Origin of the sequence: Niallia sp. 01092, assembly GCF_052318935.1 — a bacterium.
Taxonomy (GTDB): Bacteria; Bacillota; Bacilli; order Bacillales; family Cytobacillaceae; genus Niallia.
Genome location: NZ_JBQRKO010000018.1, coordinates 103,421 through 110,769, shown reverse-complemented (window position 1 = coordinate 110,769; position 7,349 = coordinate 103,421). Strand labels below are relative to the sequence as shown.

9 protein-coding genes, 1 pseudogene and 1 other annotated feature are annotated in these 7,349 nt (G+C 34.0%); of the genes and pseudogenes, 5 read left to right on the top strand and 5 right to left on the bottom strand.

Annotation, left to right across the window (positions count from 1 at the left end; all coding sequences use genetic code 11):
- Nucleotides 1-491: 491 nt before the first annotated feature.
- The gene (locus ACTXGU_RS16685) at nt 492-911 is read left to right on the top strand and encodes a MarR family winged helix-turn-helix transcriptional regulator (RefSeq protein ID WP_443482662.1); all 420 of its coding nucleotides are present in this window, start codon (nt 492-494) and stop codon (nt 909-911) included.
- Nucleotides 912-1,009: 98 nt separating this feature from the next.
- Nucleotides 1,010-1,405: a hypothetical protein gene (locus tag ACTXGU_RS16680; RefSeq protein ID WP_443482661.1), complete on the top strand. Its 396-nt coding sequence runs from the start codon at nt 1,010-1,012 to the stop codon at nt 1,403-1,405.
- Nucleotides 1,406-1,680: 275 nt separating this feature from the next.
- Here the strand turns inward: ACTXGU_RS16680 and ACTXGU_RS16675 are convergent, their stop codons facing one another.
- From ACTXGU_RS16675 to ACTXGU_RS16660, 4 genes are all read right to left on the bottom strand, one after another.
- The gene (locus ACTXGU_RS16675) at nt 1,681-2,178 is read right to left on the bottom strand and encodes a DUF2716 domain-containing protein (protein ID WP_443482660.1); all 498 of its coding nucleotides are present in this window, start codon (nt 2,176-2,178) and stop codon (nt 1,681-1,683) included.
- Between the two features lie 345 nt (nt 2,179-2,523).
- The gene (locus ACTXGU_RS16670; protein WP_443482659.1) at nt 2,524-2,679 is read right to left on the bottom strand and encodes a hypothetical protein; all 156 of its coding nucleotides are present in this window, start codon (nt 2,677-2,679) and stop codon (nt 2,524-2,526) included.
- 317 nt (nt 2,680-2,996) lie between these two features.
- A complete protein-coding gene (locus tag ACTXGU_RS16665; protein WP_443482658.1) occupies nt 2,997-3,221 on the bottom strand; it encodes a hypothetical protein in 225 nt (74 codons plus the stop codon).
- A 149-nt stretch (nt 3,222-3,370) separates the two neighbouring features.
- Nucleotides 3,371-3,841, bottom strand: coding sequence for a YxiG family protein (locus ACTXGU_RS16660; RefSeq protein ID WP_443482657.1), 471 nt, complete (start codon nt 3,839-3,841; stop codon nt 3,371-3,373).
- Between the two features lie 427 nt (nt 3,842-4,268).
- Nucleotides 4,269-4,541 (top strand) — a binding site (T-box leader).
- Nucleotides 4,542-4,757: 216 nt separating this feature from the next.
- Here ACTXGU_RS16660 and ACTXGU_RS16655 point away from each other — a divergent pair.
- The 3 genes and pseudogenes from ACTXGU_RS16655 (at nt 4,758) to ACTXGU_RS16645 (ending at nt 6,890) form a co-directional block, all read left to right on the top strand.
- Nucleotides 4,758-6,086, top strand: a complete 1,329-nt coding sequence (locus ACTXGU_RS16655; protein WP_443482656.1) for an amino acid permease — start codon at nt 4,758-4,760, stop codon at nt 6,084-6,086.
- 16 nt (nt 6,087-6,102) lie between these two features.
- A pseudogene (locus ACTXGU_RS16650) lies at nt 6,103-6,192 on the top strand (hypothetical protein); the annotation flags it as partial.
- Nucleotides 6,193-6,452: 260 nt separating this feature from the next.
- Nucleotides 6,453-6,890 carry a YfmQ family protein gene (locus ACTXGU_RS16645; RefSeq protein ID WP_443482655.1) on the top strand — a complete coding sequence of 146 codons (438 nt, stop codon included), beginning with the start codon at nt 6,453-6,455 and terminating at the stop codon, nt 6,888-6,890.
- A 116-nt stretch (nt 6,891-7,006) separates the two neighbouring features.
- On the opposite strand, the gene ACTXGU_RS16640 is transcribed toward ACTXGU_RS16645, so the two are convergent.
- On the bottom strand, nt 7,007-7,348 hold the full coding sequence (locus ACTXGU_RS16640) for a hypothetical protein (RefSeq protein WP_443482654.1): 342 nt from the start codon (nt 7,346-7,348) through the stop codon (nt 7,007-7,009).
- Nucleotide 7,349: the final 1 nt, after the last annotated feature.

Below are 7,349 nucleotides of genomic sequence, written 5' to 3'. Positions count from 1 at the left end.
GCTGTGCACCTGTGGGGTCTCCCTCTGACTCGCTTTTCCCGCAGGAGTCTCACGCCTTCCACTCCAATCAACATCGTGCCAAAATCAACAATGAGCTTTAACATAGCCTATTTTAAAAACTACTAAGTACTGCTATCATTCTATGAATATTCCTAAACACCTATTAACCTCTCCATTTTTATCCAGAAAATTGTTACAATAAGTTTTATTATAACTTTCTCCCTTATTTTTTGTTATGGTTGGCCCTTTATATAACGGATTGTTCCGTTATCCAGTAACGGGATTGACCATTTCTTAAACAAACGTTTGATTAACATTCAAAAAAGTATATCATACCGGGGTCAGGACTTGAGTTCAAAATATTATTAAATTTGCAAAAAATATATATCGTATTACGACTTAAATTATTATATAATGTTAGATAAGTTAACATAAAAAAGTGCAGGATATTTAGAAGTTAGGAATATTTAGTTATTCGAAAGGAACTGGACATGAAAAAGGAAAACTTACCTAAAGAGGTTTATGAGCAACTTGCTTTCTTTCGATATCGAATTCGCAAATTTATTCGATTCAGCGAGGATGCAGCAAGGGCAAAGGGGCTTACCCCTCAGCATCATCAGCTTATGCTATCAATAATGGGATTTCCCGATCGTGAGTACGCAACGCCAAAAGAACTTGCAGAGCGCTTGCAAATCACGTCTCATGCATGTGTGGAACTTATCAGACGGTGTGAGGACCTGAATTTAGTAAGCCGTTTCCCAAACCCGGAGGACAAACGCAGTATTTTTATAAGATTGACCGCATATGGAATGGGTTTGTTAGAAGAGTTATCTGAAATTCATATGGATGAATTAACAAGAGCTGGATTGCTTGTTTTTAATCATAATGAAAATAGTGAAGAAAAAAGATAAAGCGAACAGTGTAAAACGGGAGAATGATCAACCGTTTTATAAGAGCAGAAGTAAATTTATCCTTTTATTGGATTAGTCATAGAAAAAGGGGGATATATATGTCGGCTTCTCGTAATTTAGTATTAAATTTAAAAAATATCTATAGAGATGAATCTGCAATCAAGAATGCTTTTTTAGATTTTAAGCAAATAATAAAAAATTTGGAAGAAGAATTATCAGAAATAGCAAGAGCAACAGATCATATTTTCATTAGTTTCGATTCCAATCGTCTAGAATTCACAGTAGTTGGACACGGATCGTTAATCTTAGATTTAGAGCTTACACAAATAAATGTTTGGAAAGAAGATGTTTATAATTTTAAACGTGTGAAGATTGATGAAATAACTGCAAAAGGCGGAAGTATTAAAAGTCGTCATTACGATATAACAAATACCTTAGACCAATTTAATTTATATCTCAAAGAGGCGTTTGGAGAATTGACAAATAATATTTAGAAAAGACTGTTTTCGTATAGATTGTTGTTATTTAACCCGCAGACTGAATACACTTAGCTTTCCGGTGGGCGAGCGTCGAGCCTCCTCGTCGCATTCGCTCTGCTTAAATCTCGTCTTTCTCGTATTCCCACAGGAGTCTACGTGTATTCAGTCTGCTGAGTACTTCTTCTCCAATTTTTCATGTGAAATGATTATAAATTTGTTTTTCGAAAAAAATCAAACCATAGAAGGGGATCCCTGTGAGCAACTTATTTGTTTTGGTAAAAGAAAGGGAATTATTTAATTTCCTCGTTGATTAATTGTAGATAGGTAGGAACTAATCCTAGAGGTTCTAGTTGCTCAATCAAACGAGAACCAAAAAATGCAAAAAATTGCTCCTCAGGATGAATAACAATCCCCCAATCCATCTCACTAGAAATGAAAATATAAAATTCTCCATCAAGATATACAGGTACGACCCATTCTTCTTCCCCTTCATATGTGTTACTAGAATACATGTTCAATTGATAGCATGAGCTATTTAATTCTAATGCATAAATATTTTCGTCTGGTGCTGTCAACTGTAAAAATAAACGTTTTATAATAGATTCATACTCTTCTATAAAATTATCTATTGCTTCAAAATTTTGGGGAAGAATCATTTTATATTTTTGACACCGAATAGTAGGGTTAGTAATATGAAATTCACGATATTTATAATTTACTCCTAATTTTTTATTGATACTCTTCCAAAGTTTTATTTCTTCTCGGTCAGTAAGCTCAACCCACTTCATTCATTCCACCTCACTTTATACGTTTCCATGAATTATAATTAGTTGACGAATAGTAGATTCTCTTCTTATCAAATCTTCCTTGGTGTACTACATAACGCTCTTTACCTTTTTTCCCCTTACTATATGCGGCAGCATCATATTTTCTATAATTTTTTCTTATTCTAGGAAGGTAAAGTTTTGACCCGTTCTTATATTTTCCCACTTCGGCATATCCAGGCAACCTTTTCCATCCATTTGCTTGGTATTTGTGATATGAATAACGAGCATTTAAGGACATCTTCTTAAAATTATTCGCGGGTCTAACGCTAGGAAATCACCATTCGCTGGATCATAGTACCTAGCTTTTTAAAAATAATGTTTCGTTTCTTGGTCATAATAATAACTAGCATACCGAATCGAATTCTCTTTCTCAATCGTTCCACCTTCACTTAAGACATTCCCGAATGCATCATAAGTATAGGAACCTACTTCTACTCCTGTGTTATCTACAATGCTTGTCACATCACCGCGTTGGCTTGTCCAGAAATAGTAGGTTTTGGTTTGCCATATTCCGCAATCGAGCGCTTTTCTGTATTAACGAAAAAGCCAAATTTCTCAATTTTAATACTGAGAAATTTGGCTTTTTGATATTGTAATTTCCTAAGCGTTGTAAATCCGCGTTTATCTTAACTTCGATGTGAGAACTATTGGAATATCAATGATTCTCACATTATTTACATGTATTCAATGTAAATATTGGTTTACAAAGGTATGATCATTTTTTGATGCCTTGTTCAAGTAATGGGCACCCGTTAATCAAATAAGTACTTTCTCTTTTGTTACTGAATATCATCTGTACTCTGTGCGTTTTTCTCCACTATAACTATACTATAAGAAACATTAAGTTTATCCCAAACCCAAGCTTGAAAAATCTCGTCTATTACTTTCTTTACTTTTGTATCATCCATAGCCTCGTCAATACCTAATTTCTCAAAAGTGAATGTTTCTGTTTCCATTGAATCTTTATATTTTGTACCAACTGAAAAAGTAACTGTTTTACCCATTTATATATCCTCCTGTGGCATTAGCACACAATCTACTGAAAGTAGCAGGCATTCGCCTCGGTACTTTCATGAAAAAACTACAAAAGAAAAATGGATCAATTTTCTTTAGCTGTTTTTACTTTTTAGGAGCTTATCGGACAGCCCTTTTTTTATTTATTAAATTTTTCTATAAACTTTTTAAAGCTAGAAACCGTATTTCCCATATTCTCATCTGAGAAATTAGTATTAATTTTTTTTAGGTCATATTTAATATTATTTATTATTATTGTTGTTGCTTCAATAAATAGAGAGGAATTCCAAATTAAAATATAAAAATTAGCATTAGCATATTGGTTTTGTGCCCATTCTTTATCTTCTTTAACATCCACAAGAGCTAATTTTCCAATGCCTTTAGGTAAATAACTAATTTCGGTTAACTCTAAATACCCTCCATATTCACCAAATGAAAAACGATTTTCTCCTTCTTCATTTAAGAAGAAAAAAGCTGCTACTCCTTTAAATATAATTTCATTAATTATATTATCATCCTTTAGCTTTAAAGTTATTTTGTGATTTAACACATCAAATTGTATCTCGCTTAATACACAACCCCAAAAGTCATTTAAAACGCGCTGTTCCAATATTTTATCTCCTTCCTCTAAGAATGTGTTTAATTTGCTTATACGATTTTCTAGATTGATTTACATGGGTGCGTCTTTTATCATTAATCATGTTACCATATCTATCAAAGGATCCCCATTTAGTATGGCTAACTTTATAGTATGCCTTACTTCTACCACCTGAACCTTTATTCATTGCTCTGACAGTATAGCTATGTTTTTTCCCATCTGGAATGGTTGCTTTCCAACCGTTACCCTTGGTTCTGCCAATTCCACCATGTCTCTTCGCAACTATAAACAACAAAATTTTGGAAAACAACCTTTAAAAAAATAGATGCTAAAGCAGCTTAAGGGTAAGATTGTTCTCTTGTTAGAGACTTCCTTACCCTTTTGTTAACTGTGACCTTGACAAGGCTCAATAAATAAAATATTATTTTAATATTATAATTGATACGCGTTGAGTGGGAGTAGTAAAAGATTGATTCATTAGGTTTAGAGAGCTGCGGGATGGTGAAACGCAGTCCAATGACACTTTGAACTTGTTCAGGAGCGGTAAAGTAGTAAAAGATAAATAAAAGGCTTTGTTTATCTTTTACTACTTTAACGATTAACCTTCGTTACTAGGTTTTAGTACAATTACATGTACTAGCAAAGCTGAATTCTAATACGTTAGAATTAATAAGAGTGGTACCGCGGTAAGTCAAATCTCATCGTCTCTTATCTTATATATTTATATATAAGATAAGAGACGGTGTTTTTTTATTTTAATATCAGAATTTATATCTGAAGTTAGATGAATGTCTAGCTCCGGCGCCTATCCCCTGTGAAAAATACCCCTTTGCATCTAAAAGTAAAAAGCACTTTTCGAGTCAAATGAACATTTTTCTTCGGGGCTGAGCAAGGCGCCTGCGCTTTTCTTATTTGGAAGGAGAAAAAAATGAGTACAGAACAAAACAAATCATTAAACCGTACCATGACAACACGACATATTATGATGATGGCATTGGGCGGCGCAATCGGAGCAGGATTATTTAAAGGGAGCAGTGTAGCAGTCGATATGGCTGGTCCTGCTGTATTAATTGCCTATCTCTTAGGTGGCCTCATCTTGCTATTTATTATGCAGGGCATCTCTGATATGACAATTAAAAATAGACAAGCAAGAACATTTCATGATCTGATCAAACCTGCTATTGGATCGTACCCAGCTTATTTCTTAGACTGGATTTATTGGAAAATGTGGGTATTAAACATTGCTGCAGAAGCGATCGTTGCTGCTATCTTTTTACAATACTGGTTTCCACAGTACCCTATTTGGGCATTGGCTTTAATTATTTCCGTTGCTGTTACAGTAGTAAATTTATTATCTGTAAAAATATTTGCAGAAACAGAGTATTGGCTAGCTCTTCTTAAAATCAGTGTCATTATTATTTTTATTATTGCAGGTTTATTTTTAATGTTTGTTACTACCGGCAGCCATGAAGCAGTTGGTGTATCTAATTTAACCAAACATGGTGGTTTCTTCCCTAATGGAATAGGCGGTTTAGTTACAGCTATGTTAGTGGTTATTTATTCTTATGGTGGAACAGAATTAATTGGCGTGACATTAGGAGAAACGAAAAACCCTGAAAAGGTCATACCGAAAGCTGCCCGCGGTACATTAACACGCATCGTTACTTTCTATCTACTGCCATTTTTTATCATTGTCAGCCTTATTCCTTGGAATCAAGTAAATAAGGCAGCAGAAAGCCCATTTGTTACGGTCTTTCATTTATTAGGCATTCCTTACGCTGCTGACATCATGAATGGTGTTATCTTATTAGCACTTATTTCATCCATGAATTCAGGTTTGTATGCATCGTCTCGCGTTATTTACACACAAGCAATAGATGGCAGCATTGCAAAGATATTCAGCAAACTATCGATAAGAAAAGTACCAACGTATGCCATTTTACTATGTACTTCTTCCCTTTATATCGGTGTACTTATTTCTATTATTGCAGGGGAAAATACATTTAATTACTTAATGGGTTCATTAGGATATACTGTTCTTTTCATTTGGTTAATCATTGCTTCTGCTCATTTTAAATCAAGGATAAAACAGCATAGTACGGAAAAAAGAAAATTTCCAATCACGACACTTATCGCGATTATTTTCCTATTAGCCATTTTGGTTGGTGTTATTATGACAACCAAAATAATCATCACCAGCATAACACTAGTTATATATCTAGCGATTACTGCTTTTTATTTTATAAAAAAGAAATAACGAAACCAATTAATAACTTAGCTTTATGACGCCAAATGACAAGAGGTATGCAGAATTAGATAAGAGGTTTAATGAGCTAACGAAGGAAATGAAAGAGCTTTTGTGACAAATCGACTTTTTACAGAAGTATTTAAAAAAGGCTTTATATACAAATTATGGAAATCTTGTATATAAAGCCTTTTTTTCTTGCAAAAAATATACTTATAGACAAAGTAGACTTATTTTATCAAGTTGCTGTTAATGTTCAACAAATTCTGAGGCATTTTTGGGCATCACTGTAACCAAAAATTAGTAAAATCCCTGTTACTGTATCATCCCCTATGATATATTAATAACATGTTAATATATCATAGGGGATGAAGAAAAATGACTTGGACGGTTTTTATTGCAACCATGATTGTATGCATAATTAAAGTATTAATGACCTGCCTACCAACAGGTATTGTGGAGAAGCTGCTCCGCAAATATGCCATACATGCTACACTAACCGAAGAAAATTGTACGATAAGCATTGATGGAAAACAGTTGAAAGGCGAAGAAAAAAGGAATCTGATCCACTCCTTTAACGAAGCTTCCTTTTTAGAAAAATATATGATCTTTAAAGGCTATAATGAAGATGTCTATTTACATCCTGAGAATGGCGGAACTCCAATCATGATCAACACAAAACAAGGCAGAAAAAACATAATAGTATTAGTGTTCCGCTACAATGACCGTGTAGATATCGTTAAACAATATAAAAGAAAGATTGTCGCCTACAGCGCCCTTTCTGATGCCCTGCAAAAGAAGACAATGTCTGTCTGATTTTGATTTTGGAGTGTTTTAAAGACTGGCAAGCCTCCTCGTTCGTACCTCACTTCGGGGTCTTGTCAGCCTGTTTTTCCGCAGGAGTCTCGCAGATTCCCTTCCTATAAACAACCTTATCGTTTAACAGAGCCAAGAATAAAGATCGATTTCCGTTTCGGTGAATGTTTTGCCCAACACTGGTGGAATGCCTCTAATACTTTTTTCGAAAATGATTCTTCTTCACCTTTTTTCCTTATCACGCCATACTTCAGCCTAGTTTGATAAGTTGTATCATAAAGCTGCACAGAATTTTCTACATCCAACTCAATAAAGAATTGTACTTCTATGCCATCCATATTTTTGATCGATACGAGATAATTTCCAAATTCTTCAATTAGAACCTCGTTCATATATCCCTTTTGCTCACATTCATGTAAAAATTCTTGATATATTTTTATAAATTTATTTAAATCCATT